At 45.6% G+C, this 18,846-nt stretch carries 12 protein-coding genes and 1 pseudogene; 2 read left to right on the top strand and 11 right to left on the bottom strand.

The window, feature by feature from the left end; all coding sequences use genetic code 11:
- Nucleotides 1–243: 243 nt before the first annotated feature.
- Nucleotides 244–3,036, top strand: coding sequence for a glycoside hydrolase family 3 protein (locus L9Q39_RS15705; RefSeq protein WP_237486043.1), 2,793 nt, complete (start codon nucleotides 244–246; stop codon nucleotides 3,034–3,036).
- Nucleotides 3,037–3,151: 115 nt separating this feature from the next.
- Here the strand turns inward: L9Q39_RS15705 and L9Q39_RS15700 are convergent, their stop codons facing one another.
- The 4 genes from L9Q39_RS15700 to pepT all read right to left on the bottom strand — a co-directional run bounded on the left by L9Q39_RS15700 (nucleotide 3,152) and on the right by pepT (nucleotide 9,728).
- Nucleotides 3,152–6,307, bottom strand: coding sequence for an efflux RND transporter permease subunit (locus L9Q39_RS15700; RefSeq protein ID WP_237486042.1), 3,156 nt, complete (start codon nucleotides 6,305–6,307; stop codon nucleotides 3,152–3,154).
- Nucleotides 6,308–7,447, bottom strand: coding sequence for an efflux RND transporter periplasmic adaptor subunit (locus tag L9Q39_RS15695; protein WP_237486041.1), 1,140 nt, complete (start codon nucleotides 7,445–7,447; stop codon nucleotides 6,308–6,310).
- A gap of 161 nt (nucleotides 7,448–7,608) precedes the next feature.
- Nucleotides 7,609–8,460 carry a mechanosensitive ion channel family protein gene (locus L9Q39_RS15690; protein ID WP_237486040.1) on the bottom strand — a complete coding sequence of 284 codons (852 nt, stop codon included), beginning with the start codon at nucleotides 8,458–8,460 and terminating at the stop codon, nucleotides 7,609–7,611.
- A 26-nt stretch (nucleotides 8,461–8,486) separates the two neighbouring features.
- Nucleotides 8,487–9,728, bottom strand: coding sequence for a peptidase T (pepT, locus tag L9Q39_RS15685; RefSeq protein ID WP_237486039.1), 1,242 nt, complete (start codon nucleotides 9,726–9,728; stop codon nucleotides 8,487–8,489).
- A gap of 803 nt (nucleotides 9,729–10,531) precedes the next feature.
- Here pepT and L9Q39_RS15680 point away from each other — a divergent pair.
- On the top strand, nucleotides 10,532–11,578 hold the full coding sequence (locus L9Q39_RS15680; protein WP_237486038.1) for a polysaccharide lyase family 7 protein: 1,047 nt from the start codon (nucleotides 10,532–10,534) through the stop codon (nucleotides 11,576–11,578).
- A 303-nt stretch (nucleotides 11,579–11,881) separates the two neighbouring features.
- Here the strand turns inward: L9Q39_RS15680 and L9Q39_RS15675 are convergent, their stop codons facing one another.
- The 7 genes and pseudogenes from L9Q39_RS15675 to L9Q39_RS15640 all read right to left on the bottom strand — a co-directional run.
- A complete protein-coding gene (locus L9Q39_RS15675) occupies nucleotides 11,882–12,070 on the bottom strand; it encodes a hypothetical protein (protein ID WP_237486037.1) in 189 nt (62 codons plus the stop codon).
- A 315-nt stretch (nucleotides 12,071–12,385) separates the two neighbouring features.
- Nucleotides 12,386–13,348 (bottom strand): TerC/Alx family metal homeostasis membrane protein, encoded by a 963-nt coding sequence (locus L9Q39_RS15670; protein ID WP_237486036.1) that lies wholly within the window; start codon nucleotides 13,346–13,348, stop codon nucleotides 12,386–12,388.
- A gap of 1,236 nt (nucleotides 13,349–14,584) precedes the next feature.
- On the bottom strand, nucleotides 14,585–15,013 hold the full coding sequence (locus L9Q39_RS15660; RefSeq protein ID WP_237486035.1) for a ribosomal maturation YjgA family protein: 429 nt from the start codon (nucleotides 15,011–15,013) through the stop codon (nucleotides 14,585–14,587).
- The gene (gene creD / locus L9Q39_RS15655; protein WP_237486034.1) at nucleotides 15,000–16,346 is read right to left on the bottom strand and encodes a cell envelope integrity protein CreD; all 1,347 of its coding nucleotides are present in this window, start codon (nucleotides 16,344–16,346) and stop codon (nucleotides 15,000–15,002) included. Before creD ends, L9Q39_RS15660 begins: the two co-directional genes overlap by 14 nt.
- Nucleotides 16,347–16,421: 75 nt before the next feature.
- Nucleotides 16,422–17,864: a two-component system sensor histidine kinase CreC gene (gene creC, locus L9Q39_RS15650; RefSeq protein WP_237486033.1), complete on the bottom strand. Its 1,443-nt coding sequence runs from the start codon at nucleotides 17,862–17,864 to the stop codon at nucleotides 16,422–16,424.
- Nucleotides 17,864–18,574: a response regulator gene (locus L9Q39_RS15645; protein WP_237487039.1), complete on the bottom strand. Its 711-nt coding sequence runs from the start codon at nucleotides 18,572–18,574 to the stop codon at nucleotides 17,864–17,866. The genes creC and L9Q39_RS15645 overlap by 1 nt, the downstream gene beginning before the upstream one ends.
- Nucleotides 18,575–18,723: 149 nt before the next feature.
- Nucleotides 18,724–18,837 (bottom strand): annotated as a pseudogene (locus L9Q39_RS15640) (putative quorum-sensing-regulated virulence factor); the annotation flags it as partial.
- Nucleotides 18,838–18,846 lie beyond the last annotated feature (9 nt).

Genomic DNA, 18,846 nt, shown 5'->3' with positions numbered 1-18,846 from the left:
TCTTCTCTCCCGGCTGCCATTTTCGAATGGCAGCCAAACCCTATTTCCAAACAGAGTGTTGAGCCAATTTATCTCAGCACTTTTTTATAAAATAGAAAGAAAGCGCTTTCTTGTTGGTTTTATCTTATTGATTTATCAGCATATTGCCAAAGGCTCTATAAGCTCACCTGTGAGTCTTGGCGCGCTCTAGTGTTATTATTACTTATAGATCTAGACCTACTTTGGCTAGATAGGAGTCTTTTCATGTTTGCTAATAAAACGACGTTGTTAAGCCTGTGTATTTCTGTTGCCCTAGTATCGGGCTGCGAGTCTTCCAATTCCTCTAACAACGATAAACTCGCTCAAAACACACTGCCCTACCTTGCTGACTGGCAGCCTGCCAATAGTGCCGTTGCCAAAGATCCTGCTATTGAAGCTGAGGTATCTCGTATTCTCGCGCTTATGACGCTTGAAGAGAAAGTCGGCCAAATGGTACAGCCTGACTTACGCGAAGTAACACCAGAAGAAGCAAAGCAATATAAGCTGGGTTCTATATTGAACGGCGGCGGCGGTTTCCCCCAAGGAAATAAATACTCCACCGCACAAGACTGGGCTAAAGAAGCGGATAAGTTCTGGCTTGCGCTTGAAGCTGCCTACGCTGAGCGAGGCTTTCGAGTACCGTTCATGTGGGCAACGGACGCCGTTCACGGTCACAACAACGTCTATCGCGCCACGGTATTTCCGCACAACATAGGTCTGGGTGCTGCGCGTAACCCAGATCTCATTGAAAAGATTGGTATCGCCACCGCACGTGAAGTTGCGGCGACTGGTCTCGATTGGACCTTCGCACCTACCGTTGCCACGCCAAGGGACTATCGTTGGGGTCGTGTTTACGAGGGTTATTCCGAAGATCCTGAAGTGGTTTATCAATACGCAGGACGTATGGTTCAAGGTATACAAGGTGGCAGCGACGGACTCAAGACTGACCAACATGTTATCTCTAACGTAAAACACTGGATTGGTGACGGCGGTACACTAGGCGGCATCGACCATGGACAAAACCGTTACACCGAAGAATATTTACGCAATATCCATGCGATGGGTTATGTGGCGGGTCTTGAAGCGGGTGCTCAAGTCGTCATGTCATCATTTAACTCTTGGTGGAACGTCAATAACTATGACCCAATGGCGACAGATCGCGCCTCTGCCTCTGATGCCAGCAATCCGTACATGGAAAACCAAAAAATTCACGGTTCTCAATACCTGATCAGCGATGTGCTAAAAGGCAAGATGGCATTCGACGGTATTGTGGTGACTGACTGGAATGGTCAAGGTGAAATCAACGGTTGTACACCAGCGGATTGTGCTCAAGCGGTTCTCGCTGGCAACGATGTGTTTATGATTACTGACCGAGAAGATTGGCAGGCGTTCTATCACAACGTCATCAAACAAGTTGAAGCTGGCATTATCCCGATGTCTCGCATTGATGACGCAGTGACTCGAATTCTGCGCGTCAAGCTGCGTGCCGATTTATGGCAAAAACCGATGCCTTCTCAGCGTTCACTGGCGGGTAACCAAGCGATCCTCAGCGCCCCTGAGCACGTTGCTGTCGCGCGCCAAGCCGTATCGGAATCGTTAGTGCTACTTAAAAACAACGATCAACTTCTACCATTGAGCCAAGAATCGAACTATCTGGTCGTTGGTTCAGCGTCAAACGATATCACCAAGCAGACTGGGGGTTGGTCATTGAGTTGGCAAGGGGATGGCAACACCATTGATAAAGACTTCCCGAATGCACAAACTCTAATGATGGCGATACAACAAGAAGTCGGTGAAGACAAAGTCTTTACGGACCCTGCCGCAACGTCACCACAAGAGTCGATTGCTGTTGTGGTGATGGGTGAAGATCCGTACGCTGAGATGTTTGGTGATATTGGTCGTACTCTGACCCTAGAGTATTCAAAATTGAAGCCTTCTTACGCTAAAGATTTGCAAACGATTCAGTCATTAAAACAGCAAGGCTACAAAGTCGTCACTGTGTTCTATTCTGGTCGTCCACTCTATGTGAATGAGGAAATTAATCAATCGGATGCCTTTGTTGCGGCTTGGCTACCGGGCACGGAAGGCTTAGGTATTACGGATGTGTTATTTGCCAAAGACGGCATGGACTTCAAAGGTAAACTGAGTTATTCATGGGGCGCGATGAAGTGTTCAACCACGATCAATCGCGCTGCACCTAATATCAGTAACTACACCACGCCTGTCGATGGTATCAACGGTGAGTTGATCGAACAGGATATTAGCGGTGAACACGCTCCCCTATTCCCGTATGGCTATGGTTTAAACTATGCCGGTGAAACTGAGGTGGCAGCCCGCTTTGAAGACCTTGATGCCATTCCACTTGATCCTCGCTCATACGGTTGCGGCATGTCAGAACCAGATTCTGATGTTGCTCAATATCCATTAGAGATTTATGGCAAAGATGCGCAAGGTGGTGAGTTTGTACCAAGAATGAATGGCGCTGCCAATGGATGGAAAATTCTACCTCTGACTAGAGGAGAAACCTCTATCGGCTCGATTACCACACTAGGCATCAACTACGACGGCATGCAACAATCCGCGCTTGAAGTGACCTTTAAAGGCAGGCAGAGCGAGTTTGGTGACAACGCGCCGGGTCAAGTCTATATGCAGACACCGGATCTTAAAGGTCGTGATTACACCCGTTACCTCAACGCTAACTCTACCCTTGAGTTCGACATTCGCATGGCAACAAAAGCCCCAGAAAGTCTGGTGTTAGCGACACATTGCGAGTGGCCTTGTAACGGCACGGTTCAGATCAATAAAGCACTACCCGAGCCATCAACTCAGTGGAGTACCATTAAGGTGCCACTTAGCTGTTTTGTCAAAGGTGGTATGTCGTTCCAGTCTATGAGTACACCATTCTTGATGTATTCGGAAGACGCGGTGAAATTCGATTTAGGTAAAATCCGTTTGGTTCCAAACCCTAATGGTGAGCCAAAAGATGCGGTTAACTGCGATGATGTGTTGAGTTTTTAATTGAAACATTATTCCTTTTAGATTCAACAAAAAATCCCCCATGGCTTACACCATGGGGGATTTTATATTGCGGATATTGTGAATATTGCGGATATTACGGCTAGGTTATAAACCGCTATTCATCATCAGACAGAGGAATCAGCTTAGTGCTGCCCCCTTTCACTTTTTCTCGGCGATGCTGAATCATGGCATAGAAGCCCGGTATCAAGAACGTTCCTGCCAATAACACACACAGTAAGCCGCCAACCAAAGAAATACCTAATGAGTTCTGGCTGATATGACCGGCACCTGAAGCAAAAATCAGCGGGAAAATACCCAAGATAAATGACCATGAGGTCATATTTACCGCTCGGAAACGCAATTTGCCCCCTCGTACTGCGGCCGTATCGATCGCGATATCCTTCTCTTCGCGCTCCAGTTTGGCAAATTCAACAATCAAAATCGCATTCTTGGCGGCCAAGGCTATCAAGAGAACCAAACCTATCTGCGCATACAAGTTCAAAGGCGTTCCGGTCAAGTTAAGCGCTAAGAAAGAGCCTAACGTGGCAACCGGCACCACCAAGATAATCGCCAGTGGTATGGTCCAACTTTCATATTGAGCCACCATAAACAAGTAAATAAAGATCAACGCTAATGCAAACGCATAGATCGCTTGGTTACCCGCTAAGATTTCTTGATACGCCATGCCTGTCCATTCGTACTGATAACCCATTGGCAAGATTTCAGCAGCCACGCGTTCCATCGCCGCAAGTGCATCGCCACTTGAGTAACCCTCAGCAGGTTGCCCTTGAATCACCGCGCTTCGGTACATGTTATAACGCCAAGCAACATCCGGCTCAAACACCTGCTCATAAGAGACCAGCGTACTCAGTGGAATCATTTCACCACCTGATGAGCGCACATGGAACAGCGCCAAATCATCCATACCTGAACGATATGGGGCGTCAGCCTGCATTGTCACACGGAAGTTCTTACCAAACATGGTGAAGTCATTCACATACAAAGAACCTAAGTTGCCCTGTAGGGTTTGGAAAATGCTCGATAGTGGAATACCCAGTTGCTGCGCCTTTTCACGGTCAATATCGACATAATAGTGCGGAACATTGGCTCTAAAGGTGCTAAAGGTGTAAGCGATCTCAGGTTGCTGATTCGCCTTTTGAATCACCTCTTGCATCACCATCGCCAGATCGGTACGACTACGACCTAAGGTATCTTCCAGAACAAATTCAAACCCTGACGCTGCGCCCATCCCCGGAACCGCTGGCGGTCCCATCGCAAACACCACCGCGCCCGGTAGTTGCTGGGCCGCAACTTGGTTGATGCGAGCCGAAATCGCCTGTGAAGAGTGGTCACCCTCAAGATCACCTCGCTCGCTCCAGTCTTTTAGCTTGATAAACAGCGATGCACCATTAGAGGCCGCGGCACCTGTCATAAAGGCATAGCCATTGGCTACCGTGATGCCGTCAACTCCTGGCTCTTGCTCGACCAATTCAACTAACTTCTCCGCCGTTTCCGTGGTGCGAGACAAAGAGGCAGCATCAGGCAATTGCACATTGACCAACAGGATGCCTTTGTCTTCTTGAGGCACAAACGCCGTTGAGGTGTTTTTAGCGAAGAAAGTCACCGCCGCCACCGCCACTATGAAGAAAGTCACCAACAAAATCGCTTTCTTAACCAAGAAACCCGCAATCTGTCCGTATCGTAAAGTCACCTTGTCCAACATACCGTTAAAGGTTTGGAACCAACGTGCCGTGTTACCACCGCCCTGTTTTAGCACCAATGAACACAGCGCTGGAGAGAGCGTCAGTGCGTTGATCGACGAGATGATCACCGAAATACAGATGGTCAAAGCAAACTGACGATACATGATGCCGGTAATACCCGGCAGCAAAGTCACCGGAATAAATACCGCCAACAATACCAAGGTTGAGGTAATGATGGGACCAGTCACCTCTTTCATCGCCCGCAGGGTTGCTTGACGCGGTGTTAACTCGGGGTGGCGTTTCATTATGGTGTCGACGTTCTCAATCACCAAGATCGCGTCATCCACCACAATTCCGATCGCCAAAATCAAGCCAAACAAGGTCACGGTATTGATGGTAAAACCAGTGATGCTCATGATGGCGAAAGTACCGATAAGCGACACTGGAATCGCAACCACCGGAATCAAAGTGGCGCGCGCACTACCTAAGAACAGATAGGTCACTGCAATCACCAACAGTATTGCTTCAATCAGGGTTTTCACTACCCCTTTAATTGATTCGGCAACGAAAATCGTGGTGTCATAACTGGATTCATACGCCATGCCCTCTGGGAAATTCACGCTCATACGATCAAGCATTTCCATCACGGCTTTGCCACTTTCTAGTGCGTTGGCATCCGACTGTAGCGACAGCGTCACAATGGACGCATCTTGGCCACGGAACTGACCACCGCCATCATAGAACTTTTTCCCCAGTTCTACTCGAGCCACATCCTTGAGATAAACAGTTTCACCGCTGGAATTGGCGCGGAGCACGACATTTTCAAACTCGCTGACGGACTCAAGTCGCCCTTTCGTCACCAGATTGAACTGCACTTCTTGCGGATCAGCATAAGGCGCAGCACCGACACGACCAGCGGCGACTTGTACGTTCTGTTCCGCCAACGCGGAGTAGACATCGGAAGTGGTCATATTGAGGTTGGCTAACTTGTCAGGGTCCAGCCAAACACGCATCGCGTACTCACCACCCCCGAGAACATTGACCTCACTGATACCTTTCACTCGCGCTAATTGGTCTTTGACGTTTAAGTTGATGTAATTAATCAGAAACTTATCGTCATACTCGCCATCAGGTGAATAGAAGTTCAACACCATCAATAGATCGGGAGAACGTTTTTTCACTGTCACACCGACCATGCGCACTTCTTGAGGCAGTTTTGACTCAATCTGTGCCACACGGTTTTGCACGTTCACCTGCGCCATATCGGGATCGGTGCCAGTTTCAAAGGTCACATTCAAAGAATATGAACCGTCATTGGCACTTTTTGAGGACATGTAGATCATATCCTCTACCCCATTGACTGAGGTTTCTATTGGATCGGCAACCGCCTCTTCCACCACTTCCGCGCTGGCACCAGTATAGTAAGCGGTCACGCTGACGGAAGGAGGGCTAATTTTGGGATATTCTGCCACGGGCAATACAGTAAGCGCGATGGCGCCCGCCAGTGTCAAAATAATTGAGATCACCAAAGCAAACTTTGGTCTCTGAATAAAGAAACGACTTAGCATCTACGACTCCACTTTTTCGCTTGCGCTGTTTGCCTGTTCTACCTGAACCGGCATACCGTTCCTTACACGCTGTAGTCCTTGGGTGATCACTTGATCATTTTGGCTCAAACCATTGCGGATAATGACGCCGGATTCCACCTGCGTGCCTAAAACCACGTTGCGGCGCTCGGCGACATTCCCCTCGGAAACAAGCATAACAAAATCACCTTGCAAATCGGTTTGCACTGCGCGACGAGGGACAGTCACCACTTCAATCGGTTGGTTCTGTACCAGTTCAACACGAACATGCTGTCCCGGCAGTAATCTTTGCTGTGGATTATCCACAACAGCGCGCATTGCTAACGTACCAGTATTGATGTCAATACGGTTGCCGAGGAAGTCAATCTTACCTTGGTGATCATAGGCTTTGCCGTTTTCCAATAGGATATTAACTGACACTTCATCCGATTCCGCTTTGCCATCGCCCTCGACTTCATCCATACCGAGTACCAAACGCTCGCGCTCACTGACACTGAACGATGCGAAAATAGGGTCAAGGCTCACCAATGTGGTCAACACGCCCGTTGAAGGAGAAATTAGGTCGCCAATGCTGGCTTTACTATCCGCAATTCGACCGCTAAATGGTGCGCGGATCTCGGTATACGAGAGATTGACCTCTGCCACCTTGAGTTGGGCAAAACCCGCTTCTAAGCGAGCTCGGCTACTCAGCAAATTCGCCGTTAAGGTATCGAACTCAGATTGAGAAATATTGTTGGATTTAATCAGGTTTTCACCACGCTGAAAGTCTAGCTCGGCTTTTTTCAGCGCCGCCTCAGCTTCGGTCACCGCCGCTTTAGCGCTGGCAACTTGAGCCTCAAACGAAGAAGGTTCAATGGTGTAAAGTCGCTGACCCTGCTCTACAATCTGACCCTCTTTAAAGTGTCGTTGCTGCAGGTAGCCCGTTACTTGAGCAGTTATCGCAGTGTCTTCCACTGCATCCATACGTCCAATGTAAGATTTGCTTTGTTGATGAGAAATAAGCTGAACCGCTTGTGCTTGCACAACAGGCGCAGGTGCTGATTGATTCGCTTTATCAGCTTGACCACAACCGGCTAAGAGCGCTGCGGACATAAGGCTAGCAAGGAGAATTTTCTTAGGCATTGAAAAACCACTAATGTCGTCTAATTGGAACAGAGCCAATGAGACTAACAAAACCAGAGGGTTAGCAATGTCCGAGAAACATTAGTAAATGGTATAGAAGTGTTTCGAGATATTACACATTGTAAATTCAGTTAATACACTAAATCGCTCAACCGTAAAGACTAGTCCTTCGCTAACTCGCGAGGAAACGTTTTGTGGTACATCTCCATAAAATCGGCTCGAATTTCTTGCTCTAAGTGCAGGGCTAATTCGGTAGGACAGAACAACATAATATGTATGATCTGCTCCCCAGTATCACCACTAGAAATATGGACATGCGGTTCAGAGCCGGGTAAATCAACACCCGCATGTTTCTCAATCACGCCATTGTATCGACGTGCAACGTCAATGAAACTTTCGCTGTGATGTTCAATTCGTTGGATAAGCTCTGGAACCAGCGGATAAAGGTTATCAAAATCACGCACCACAATTGAAAAGTTGTGGTAAACATAGCGCTTCATAAAGTTGAGGTTCTTCACCGCATAAGTAAAGAACATGCTATTGGGGAGCGTGATGGTTTTGCCAGTAAAATGATACTGACCGTGGTAGAGGTCGATCTCTTGAATCACGGTCGCCATCAGGTTGTGTTCAATCACCTCACCGCTGGTTTTTCCTACCTCAATCCAATCACCAATTCGAAAAGAACGCGAACTGGCTCGCTGAATAGAGCCAGTGAAGCAGAGAATGATCTCTTTAGAGGCCACCACAATCGCCACGGCAATGGCGGTTACAGACAGGGCAAACTCGCTGATTTCTGACCGCCACAGTAAAAAGAGTGACACCATAATCACCGCAAACGAGCCATTCTTGGTGCGTGACATCCATTTGCGTTGATCTTCAGATAAAAAAGCGACGTCTCCGCGAATACCGGAAAGCGTCACTCTTCGAATCATCAGTATCAATCCAACGATCAGTAAGCTAAAAAGGAGTTTATTTTCCAATAAAAACTCAACAACTCTATTTAACTCTTCCATAATCGCCCGATTCGCCTATTGGTCACTTAATTATCGTTACGATAACGAATCGCCGTCTGTTTCGCAATTTCTACGATCACGTTGACTGCCTGCTGCATCCCTTGCACCGTAATAAACTCATGAATACCGTGGAAATTATAACCACCAGTAAACACGTTCGGACACGGTAATCCCATATACGACAAACGTGCACCATCTGTACCGCCACGGATTGGTTTGATATCTGGAGTAATCCCACAGTTTTGCATCGCTTCACCCGCAATTTCAATAATGTGTGGGTGTGGCTCAACCATCTGTTTCATATTCGAGTAGCTGTCCGTCACCGTAATCGTGACTTTTGCCTTAGGATAAGCTTGAGCAAACGACGCGACTTTATCCTCAAGGTAGGCTTTGCGAGCTTGTAAGCCTTGGGTGTCAAAATCACGCAGAATGTAGTGCAGCTTTGCTTTGGCAATCGACATATTGGCATCCGCTAGATGGTAAAAACCCTCGTAACCTTGCGTCGTTTCCGGTGTTTCATTCTCCGGCATTTGCGCATGAAACTTGGCTGCAAGCGTCATGGCGTTAACCAATTTATCTTTCGCAGTACCCGGATGAACACTGATACCGGTAAATTCTATCTCTGCGGAGGCAGCATTGAAGTTTTCATACTCCAATTCGCCCACCGGTCCACCATCTATGGTGTAAGCCCACTGTGCGCCAAATTGCTCAACTTGAAACAGATCGGCACCACGACCAATTTCTTCATCTGGCGTAAAGCCGATTGCAATGTCGCCATGTGGTATGTCAGGGTTATCAATAAGATGAGCGATAGCAGAGATGATCTCGGCGATGCCCGCTTTATTATCTGCACCCAACAACGTTGTGCCGTCAGTGGTAATAATATCGTGACCAATTAGGCGATGCAGATCAGGATATTGAATCGGTGATAGAACCTCATCTCCTTTGCCTAACGCAATATCTCCGCCTTTGTAGTCTTCGACAATCTGAGGCCGTACATTTTTACCTGAAGCGTCAGGCGCGGTATCCATATGAGCAATAAATCCAATGGTTGGAATCGCCGCATCCGTTTGGTTTGAGGGTAATTTAGCGGTCAAATAGCCATTTTGATCCAACTTAACCTGAGAAAGACCCAGTTCAACCAACTCCTGCTTTAACGCTTGAGCGAATAGCATTTGCCCTTCACTGCTGGGGCATGAGGAAAGCGACGGGTTGGATTGCGTGTCAAAGGTGACATAGTGGAGAAACCTATCGATCAAATCTGTCATAACTGAACCTTAATATCCGAGTATTCACTTGTAGGCTCAGTATGATAAAGAATAATTATAATTTGATGTTGCGGTGAGTCATCTTCCGTTCAGTTTGCTGTTCATCGATAACGACTCGCTTTGCCTAACAGCCGTGCCACCTAAAAAATGTCGCCCAAGATCGTCTAACGCGCGTCAAAATGTTCTGATACTTTTATCATTTGTATGATTTTTAAACATGCGAGTGATGCAACATAAACTGTGTATGACTTTGCTTGATCACGCCATTTTCTAACAAGTAAGGGGGGACTCATACGACACACTAACCCAACCTATAAATAAACGGGAGTGAAAGCAGAGTGGCTTCATAAACGGAAATAATTTTAATATTAAATAGAAGAAAAATTTCCATAATTAATGTTAAGTAATTAGCTTGATGTTAATTAAAATAATGTAATCCGATGTAATAATATACAATAAGTCATGTTGAAAAACCAAAGATTACAACTAAGCTATTGATTAAACTATACAATAACAAACTTACCCACTATCACTCCCCATGAAACACAAAAACGTTAATAAAAAGTAAATTTAGCACCATTTGATATAGAGTATGACGCCATAATGGGTGGTGATCATTTATTTAAAACACCACCAAGCGGGTTAATTTCCCACCAAATCGTCGCATTTGGTTTTTTTTTGTGTGGTCAAAAGCAAATTTCCACATCGATATGTGATCATGCTTGCACATTGCCAATTGAATGCTTTTGCCTTTACTTTTTCTGACTATTATGTCCGACAATAACATAAAAAAGGGGTTCAAAATGAAACTTAAAGTACTAGCAGGTTCAATCCTACTGTCTCTTCCTATGGTTGCTCTAGCGGATGTGGCTAACAATGGTGTGGACTATCCAGTTCCTGCTGACAAGTTTGATATGCGTAACTGGAAAATCACTATCCCATCAGACATCAATGAAGATGGAAAAGTAGATGAGATTGAAGGGGTAGCAATGATGAGCTACTCGCATAAAGACTTCTTCTTTCTAAATAAAGACGGCCATCTTGTGTTTGAAGTACACAACAAAGCGATTACCACTAAAAACTCTAAAAATGCTCGTTCTGAACTTCGCCAGATGCCGCGTGGTGCCAACTTCGATAATATCTTAACTGATGGAAAACTAAATCAATGGGCACTTTCGAGCCACCCACAAGCTGATGAATACAGCGCTGTTGGCGGTCTTTTGGAAGCGACTCTTAAAGTTGATCACGTTTCTATGAACGCTAAGTTCCCTGAAAAGTACCCTGCTCACTCTGTTGTTGTTGGTCAAATCCATGCTAAAAAGCACAATGACCAGATCAAAGCTGAAACAGGTTACGGTCATGGCAATGAGCCAATCAAGATTTTCTATAAGAAGTTTCCTAATCACGACACAGGATCGGTTTTCTGGAACTATGAGCGTAACTTAGCGAAAAACGATCCAAATCGTATTGATATCTCCTATCCTGTTTTTGGCAACACGTGGGATAACTTAGAAGACCCAGGTAAAGCTGGCATCAAGCTAGGTGAAGAGTTTAGCTACCGTATTGAAGTCAAAGGTACGATGATGCACCTCACATTTGATACAGCTCGCCACGACACTGTTACTTATGAGATCGACTTAAGCAAGGGTATCGATGACAAAGACCACCCAACTGGTTACGCAGCAGACGACTTTTATTTCAAAGCCGGCGCTTACGGTCAATGTAGTGTTCAAGATTCGCATCCTGTATGGGGTCCTGGCTGTGCAGGTACCGGTGATTTCGCAAAAGATAAAGCAACAGGTGACTACAACAGTGTTACCTTTAGCGCACTTAAGCTAAACGGTAAGTAAACGCCATTTGGTCATACAATGAGGGGCATTTTCCTCTTATTGCGACCCAAACTCAAGGGGCTGATTGCTATAGCAATCAGCCCCTTTTTATGTTCATGCAACAGACTCAGCTTAACGCTTCCTCTACTCCCTAATGGTCGAGTTGCGTGCAAATAGTGGTCGAAGTTGAGATCGCTTGCGCAGCCACACCCATTACCTTCTAGTGATGCCGCCTCTACATTTTACGTAATATGACGCAGACAAGTATAAAGATGGCAAAAAAAAACTCACCGAACGGTGAGTCTTCATAAATTCGCCTAAGTATCAACGGATACCAATATCGCGCTGTAGATGTGCTGACAAATCACTGCTATATAAACTGTGTTGTACTTCATCTTTACCAAACAAGATATCCATAAAATGTGCAATCAATCCTTTGAGGTTTACTGAGTATGCCTTCTTTTCCATAGAGGGAGCTACAGCGATGGTGTTCATTTGCATTGCTTGTGCCATGATTGCCTCTCTTAATACTTACGTATCAATTATTCGTTTTGTTGATAGTAATTTTACGAAAAATCTCTCTAGCCACAAAATGACAAATTTTCCTATTTCAGATAAGAAAAACTAATGAATAAAGCCATTAGAAACCAACATACGATAAAGGTGAATTTCTATTCACTATTTGCTATTCAAAGTAAATTATCCCGAATTTTTAGGCAATAAACTGGATAATAACAAAAACAGTCAGACCAACATTGAATGATAAATACTAAAAAGACCTCTCATTAATGAGAGGTCTCGCACATTTTAACTTAGATATTCTTATCGTTAAACGTCTTCAGATACGCTTGTTACTGCCTGACGACGCTCTTTATAAATCGACGCGACCGTTGCGACCGTCATCGTCATCAAAATGGTTGTCAGCGACACCCAAGTTGGGATTTCCCAAGCGGTGCCCACCAATGCCATCTTGATACCAATAAAAATCATAATAAATGACAGTGCCGGCTTAAGATAAACAAACCGATTCAGCATACCCTCAAGCACAAAATAGAGTGACCGTAAGCCTAACAGTGCAAACACGTTAGCGGCTAACACTAAGAAAGGCTCTCGTGTTACTGCAAAAATCGCTGGGATAGAATCCAAGGCAAACATAATATCCATAAACGCAATCACACCAATCACCACCAACATCGGTGTAAAGATGCGCTTGCCATTTTCAACCACAGACAGGCTGTTGCCACGGAACTCGTCCGAAATCGGCACCATTCTCCTAATCAAACGTTCAGGCAGAGGGCTGATCTCCTCTTCCCCATCATCACTTTCACGCGCCAACTGAACACCAGTCCAGATAAGGAAAGCGGCAAACAGGTACATCACCCAGTGGAACTGTTCTAACAATTGTACCCCGACCGTAATCATGAGCGCACGCAGTACCAATGCACCGATAACGCCCCACAGTAACGCTCTTGGTCTAAGGTGCTTAGGAACGGTGTATTGATGGAAGATAATCGCAAACACGAAGAGATTATCGACACTGAGTGACTTCTCTAATAAGTAGCCTGTTAAAAACGATATGGTCGCCTTAAGAGGCGTATATTCGCTAGTTGGTGCGTAGAAATCCCAGAACAGAAAAATGGTACCCGCAAATAGAAAAGCTGACAGAAACCAAAAAACACTCCAAACAGCGGCTTTACGAATGGTGATATTCCCACCACGGGTTTGATAGATGTCTAAAGCGACCATTAGCAGCGTTAAGACAAAGAATGAAATATACATTGACGGGGTCATAGCGTCCTCCAGGCGGAAGGAGGAACAGGTTGGGTTCTGACCTTCCGCATACAAAAATCACCCCAGTGCGGTTAAGCAGACTGGGCTTTGAATGCGTTGGTCTCGTCAAAGTACCGACTCGCTGTGAATAAGTGATTACCTATCACAAACAAGGGTTGATTGCGGTACTTATATTTGCCGGATAAGCGTTTGCTTAACGAGATGACGACAAATAAACGGGTGACTACTCCCCAAAACGAGAGCGATTATATGGAGCAGTATCACCTTTGTCTAGATGTAATATGGAAAAAAGTGCTACCGCTCAAAAAGCAAAAAACCAGCACTGTAGGGAGGCTGGTTTCACGTCTTTTTGGATTAAATTTTATTGTTATGCTTGCGCTTTATCTTTGCCGTTCGACTTTTGATTTGTCTCTTTCCAGTATTGGATTCGGCAACGATGAAGTTGAGCACGTCTCATTTTTTTCATGGGTTAACTCCTTCTAAATTCCGTCTGTTAAGTTACGTTTGCTATGTAACATTGACATGACAGCTTTAAGACTATTCCATGACAGCTAAAACAACCTTCTTAACCCGCTGAGCTAAGGAGCGATTAGTCTGTCACTTGTTTCGATACCCGAGATACTCTTTGTGAGAGCCTGATAGTTGTGGGTATATACGTTCCAATTGCTAACCTAGTTTGAATCTCATTTTTCATTGTCTAGGTAAATAATTTTGATTAAAAAATGAGATGTAAGTTCCATTTTCACCTACCTAATTAGAGGTATATCACGTTTAATGAGAGCTGAATCGCCACTCGTATTGAATTGCTCAGCACCACCAACAGGAGGGGTTTCTGTGTCTTAACGGTGCTGTTTGGACCTTTGGTTTTCGGTTTTCAGTGCGTAACAGGAACCACAGCGGCTGAATTACCTCTAAACTGTTGATCTGTAAACGCATCAACTATAAATATATCCATTTCCAATGTATAAACTCCATTTGCGTTGTAACGTTTGTTAGACGGAATCATTCCACCTTCGATTTCCGTCTATCTTGCTAAAATCTCATATCCAACTCAAGACATACCAGCAATTCGTATCAAGTTTGAGCAGGGAAAGACGAAAACACATTCACGCTAAAGCCGCTCTTTGTTGATTAATGACCAAAGGTAGACTCGCTTGAGCAAACTGATTCTTTTGCGCAAACGTCGTTTTGGCTGATTGCATCGGGGGCTTTTAGAAACCAGTTTCAACTTTGTTTTCACTTCGTCTCCATCCACCAACACAATCCTCCCCCAACGCAATAAGCAAGCAAATCTTTCCAATCAAACGTGGCGCCTAAAATCACGGCTAAAGGCGATGATGGCTCGATACCGAGCCAAGTCGTCACTTGCAATAGTTGTCCAATTTCAACAAAAAACGCAATTAACACCACCAGCAAAACCAACCATTTGACGGGCATTGATAGGAAACTCGCCAGCAAGTAGTAAAGCCAAACCACAACTAAAACATCACCGAAGGTCGGACGAATAAAGCTATCTCGAACGTAAAGCGCGATAACGACTAGAACGATAAAGCACACGAGGCTTTTGAGCCCATGTATCGCTGAAAAACGAAGGGCGATACCGGACTTCTCATCAATCCCAGCACTTTGCTGACGAGAAAAATTAGGTTGTTTAAGCGTCTTCATGAGTCACCTTTATGGTTTCTTCTGTTTTCAAGTCGCGGGCATAGGCATACCAGTCAACATTACGCGTGATCACCATAGTAAAACTCAAAATCGCGAAGCACAGCAATGCTCCCATCACTAGCGCGTAGTTCTCTGCTTGCAGCAAACCAAACAACAAGCCGTAAAGGGTCAGCAAGCATGCTCCAAATATCGCGCCATGCTTAACGTTATTCAACATACCACTCACGTATACACTCAAAAGGCTGGTGGAAGCCACCGCTGACACCACGTACGCCCAGTTGAATCCTAGATGCTCACTCATCGAAATCAGCAGTAGATAGAAAAGCGCCAACGCCAAACCAATAAAGCCGTACTGCACAGGGTGAACGGGGCGCGCTTGGAACAGCTCCAGTAAAAAGAAGCTGGCAAACACGAGCGTGATAACCAGCAGTGAGTAATTCACCGCACGGTGAGACTTCAGATAGTGGTCAACTGGGTCAATCAAATCCACTCCCATTTGTCGCTGTTCTAGCTTACGACAGACGTTGTTGGAGGACAAACAGCTTTGGAATAGTTGGTTGATATTGGTCGAGAAGTTATTGCTCACCCACTGCGCTTTAAAGCCATCCTCTGATATATCTGACGACACGGGTAAGTAGTCACCGATAAAGCTTGGATGTGCCCATGCTGAAGATAGCTCAACCGTGGTTTGGCCCCCAATGGGTGTCACTTGTAGCTGCCCCAAGCCTTGCAGTAGGAAGTTAATATCGAATGTCAGAGGCTGCTCTTTGTTTAAATCGGTTAGTTTCAACGGGCTGTGGAAACCCTGTGGTAGTTGTTCTAGACCGGTTCCTGGCATAACTTCGATGTCAGAGCTCGCGAACACCATATCATCGAGACGAATCAATCCGCGGCTATCTTTAATACCGACCACTAGGCTAATGCTATCAATATCGACATCCTGTAGCGACGCTAAATCATCGGCATCGAAAGCACCTTTTAGCGCCACTTGCGCCTTGTATAAACGCGCACGGTAAATGCCACGATACTTTTCAAAACTGTCCAGATGAGCGCTCATATCGAAAGTGCTGGGTAAAAGGAATTTGCGACGCTCTTTAATCTGTAGTTCGTCATCTAGATAACTGGTCTCCGTATAGTTGACCATTATGAAAGGTCCAATAATACGCTGTTCACCGCTGCTGCTTCGTGCAATGTCATTCCTAACTTCATCTTGGCGATACGAGCGTTCTGAGATCAGCTCACTGACCATTGAAAGCGGGACTTGCAGTAAGACAAACAAAAACAGTACGAAGGCGAACTTCATCCCGAGTTGGTTATTGAGGATATTTTTCATGTTTCATTCTCCATTTGCTGATATAGGTACTCTAAATCAGCAATTTGGAAAACGAATGGAGCTAATGTGTAGTTTCTATAGAGTTGGTAAAGTCAGAGTCACTTTCACGCCGGATTCAACGTTTTCCACTTGCAACGTGCCTTGATGCAACTTGGTAACTTGCTCGACAAAGTTAAGTCCTAACCCTGTACTCTTAACGCCATTCTCACGAGCGAGCGAATAGAAACGTTCCGTTAAACGAGGCATTGCGTAGTCTGGAATATGAGGACCTGAGTTGAAAATTGATAAGCGTACGTTTTGTTTCGAGATGTCAGTGCTCCACTCAATACCACCTTCCGAGTAAACGAAATCCAGCGCATTGTCCATCAAGTTAAAGACCGCTTGTTTAAGTAAGAATGTGTCGCCCAGCACGGCGATATTTTCATCAATCTTAATGCTCACAGTGACTAACTTAGCACTCAAACGCGCATCCGCCGAAGCAACGACTTCACTCACCATTTGTTTTAGTGAAATCGGCTGAACTTGCTCTAGCTCCAGTCGCTTTTCAATACGAGCAAGTTCAAGCAACTTATCAACCAGCGACTGCATGCGATCGCTTTCACGCTCAATATTGCTTGCAAAGCGAGTGACCTTGTCTTCAGGCAACGGCATCTGCAATATTTCGCTCGCACCTTTAATCGCTGACAGTGGGCTTTTTAACTCATGGGTCAAGGTCTGAACATACTCTTCTACATACTGCTTACCATCCAGTTGATTGCGCATTTTCTCTAACGCATCGCTTAGTGTGCCGTACTCGTAAAAGATACGAAACGTCGGTTTAGACACCTTTTCGCCCTCGCCCATTTTGGTCGCGTAGTCTTCCAGTCTGTTCAACGCCGAATGAATTCGCCAAGCAAACAACGCACCGACTAGTAGCACCAAACCACTCATCCACACCATCCCAAACAGCACATTGCGTTTAGAAAGGTCGATAAACGGCTGCACAGAACGATTGGATTTTGCCACCGTCACGCTGCCAATAATCCCACCCTTATGATAGATCGGCGCGGCAACATGCATGACGGTTGAAAGGGGATCTTTCGGGTCTTCGATGGTAGTGCGTGCACCATATTGACCACGAAGCGTGAGATATACATCGTTCCATTGTGAGTAATCTTTGCCGACGTCTTGCTGCCAAGAATCCGCAATCACAATGCCGAGTTTGTCCGTGATATAAATTCGATGGTTAATTGCTTTTTTACCAACTTCCCAAATGCGCGCTTGTGGCGCTCGTTGCCCGTAAGTCGCTAATAGTTGAGAAAAACGACTTTCTGATAACTTTCCATTGGCGACGTCTTCTTCTGCTAATACCGCAAGCAAGTTCGCCATATCGACTAGCGTCTCTTCCGTGGTTTGGCGCACTGTCGGCTTGAGCTCTTGGATAACGGTTTTACTCACCATATAAGCCGTCATTCCTACTAGGATAAAGTAGAGGAAAAACAGTCTTAACCCCAGTGAGATCTTCGGCCAGCGATTCATCATTCACTCTTAATACAGTAGAAGTAACCAAAGCCGCGTTTGGTACAGATTCGTTCGGACATACCGAACGACTTCAACTTATGGCGAATGGCTTTGATGTGGGTATCAATATTGCGCTCGTACGCGGCTTCTGGTGCCATGTCCGCGGCAATCATCAATTGCTCTCGGCTCAATACGTTTGAAGAAACAGAAATCAGCTTATCGAGGATCTTGAATTCGACGGCGGTTAGCCCGAGCATTTGACCAGCGACACCATAATCAAAGTTCGTTGCGACTAGATCATGGCTAGGTTGAGCTTGTTCAGAGGTTGTATCTGGCACTAACTTTGGTTCTGCCATCGGCGCTTTAGCTTTGATTCGAAGCTTGATACGAGCCAGCATTTCGCGAGGACTAAATGGCTTGATCACGTAATCATCCGCACCAATCTCCAAACCCACTACACGGTCGATTTCATCGCTTCTGGCGGTTAGAAAGATAATCGGAATATCAGAAAATTCGCGGATGGTTTTGCACAGTTCAAAACCGTTGCCATCAGGTAAACCGACATCCAACACAAGCAAAGCCGCAGAATTATTCTGCAAAAAAATCAAGCCTTCTCCTGCCGTTGCAAACCACGCCACGTGGTAGCCGTCCGTCTCTAATACATGAATCAGGTTTTCTGCAATGGCAGGTTCATCCTCAATAATGAGGACTGTCGATTGGTCGGTCAAAGTCTGAGCCTCGTTGACGATACTTAATCTGATGCCGTGGTTGTTCACTGCTTTTGCGCAAAGGCTAACGAATTGATACTGAAAAGGCAAAATTCGTGAGTGATCTTAGGAGGTTGTTGCAAAAAATCAGTCACACAGATTGACAGCAATCACATGCGCTTTAACGGCTTCACAACACTATCTAAACCTTCGATTTTTAACTCCAACGATAACGCCATCAACATGCCTAGTTCACCCTCCGGGAAACCTTTTTTCTGGAACCAAAAACAAAA

Source organism: Vibrio hippocampi, assembly GCF_921292975.1.
In the GTDB taxonomy this organism is placed as follows: domain Bacteria; phylum Pseudomonadota; class Gammaproteobacteria; order Enterobacterales; family Vibrionaceae; genus Vibrio; species Vibrio hippocampi.
The sequence above is the reverse complement of the archived record's forward strand: the minus strand, read 5'-3'. Positions and strand labels throughout refer to the sequence as shown.